Here is a 1,593-nt window from a genome sequence, read left to right on the forward strand (position 1 = left end):
CCTCAAATCCGCAACTAAGCCCTTGAACGTCCTTATTGCGTTTACACGTCCTCTCATTACTGAATTTGCAGATAATTTGAACTTGAAGCACCCACTTCTGCCTACAATATCCCCTTACCCCACAATGTGACTTGAGGCAATACACAATATCATTCCCATAAGTTGTAGGCATTATCCAAAATCAGTCTGGAAAACATCTGCGTAAGCATTATTACAGGTATAGATGTTCAGCACATACCGCCTTGATGTCCTGATCCACTTGGCTGGTACAGAGATAAACCTGAAGACAAACGCTTTTATGCGACTTGTTGCATTGAGCCCGAACTTCTTTACGTCAAGTCTTTGAATAATGGCCTTGTAAAAGTTACGGATAAGTGCTGTAAGAAGAAGGAACACTGTGTTCTCTGCCATGAAGGATTTGGGCAATCTGTCCCACCCGAAACCATTGTTCATATCATCGAAGATACGTTCCTTTCCTCCACGAAGGTTATAGAACTCGACAATTTCTCTTACGGAAGAATCATAGTCGTTAGTCAGGATACAACGGTATGTGTATTCTCCTTCCCAAAAATCCTGCACACCATCCATCCGTTTCTGTCTTTGAATCACAAGTCGATATGCCTTACCTTTCCACTTCTCAACAAGGATAGAGTTCAATTCAAACTCAATGCCATTGATTTCCTCAGTTTTCCAGCCTTTGAGAGCAAAGGTGTCATTGTAGATCGAACTGCAGCGGTTAGCACGGATATAGAAGGACTTGCAGTGTTTTTCTATTTCCTCCACGATTTCCTCGGAACATGATCCACAATCAGCTCTGAAGCGATTGATAGTGAGCCCATTCTGTTCAAATCTCGCAAAGAACCTCTTCAGCGTGTCCTTCTGATGGAAACGAACATTTGTGTTACCATCGCTATTCTCTATACCGACTATCAAATCGCCAATAACCGCCACGCCAGGGCGATAACCAAGGAACTTCTTGTATGTAGGCTTTGCATCATACTTCTCTGTCTCTATGAACTGATGGTCGAAATCAACATCATACATCTCACCCTCTTTCAGTTGGCCAGATGCAAATATACAATTGAGCAATAAAGTATTGAGAGTGTCAGCCGTATTGAAATCGTAGGTCTTGCCCATATCTGATGTGTATGAAATGTTTTCTTGCGTCAACTCCTTTATCGCCCTGAGGATAGTATCAGAGCTACAAGTGCGAAGTGTCGGATGAAGCGAGAGGTGGTTCATCAAATGAGTAGTGACATCCTCAATACATGAACCGCTACAGAAGTAGATACTCATGAGAGAACGGATGATTTCGCTGTACTGATAACCGAACGATCTACACCTTAGACCGAGGGTTGAGTCGATTACAGATGATAATGTGGAGTCAAATTGCTCCATGATTGAAAATAATCCCCCAAAAGGAGTGAGTCTCTCAGATTTAATTTGTATCTTCGCCATGTCTATCGTCGGATTCTCTTGTTTTTTTTGCAACACTAAGATAAGTGAAAATTCTGACATGGCAAAATCCTGAGCAACTTTTTGTTGCTCAGGTACTTAAAAAGTTTAATTTATAATAGTGTTGCGGAATTAAGG

1 protein-coding gene is annotated in these 1,593 nt (G+C 41.6%); it reads right to left on the minus strand.

Going from position 1 to position 1,593, the window contains the following annotated elements; all coding sequences use genetic code 11:
* Positions 1-171 precede the first annotated feature (171 nt).
* A complete protein-coding gene (locus NBH16_RS23195) occupies positions 172-1,458 on the minus strand; it encodes an IS1380-like element ISBf12 family transposase (RefSeq protein ID WP_009040242.1) in 1,287 nt (428 codons plus the stop codon).
* Positions 1,459-1,593: the final 135 nt, after the last annotated feature.

Origin of the sequence: Parabacteroides sp. Y3-G-102 (genome assembly GCF_023656845.1) — a bacterium.
Taxonomy (GTDB): Bacteria; Bacteroidota; Bacteroidia; order Bacteroidales; family Tannerellaceae; genus Parabacteroides; species Parabacteroides distasonis.

Bases quoted from the DNA above. Each gene is read 5' to 3' on its own strand.
- NBH16_RS23195 (WP_009040242.1), bottom strand. From the start codon at position 1,458: ATGGCGAAGATACAAATTAAATCTGAGAGACTCACTCCTTTTGGGGGA.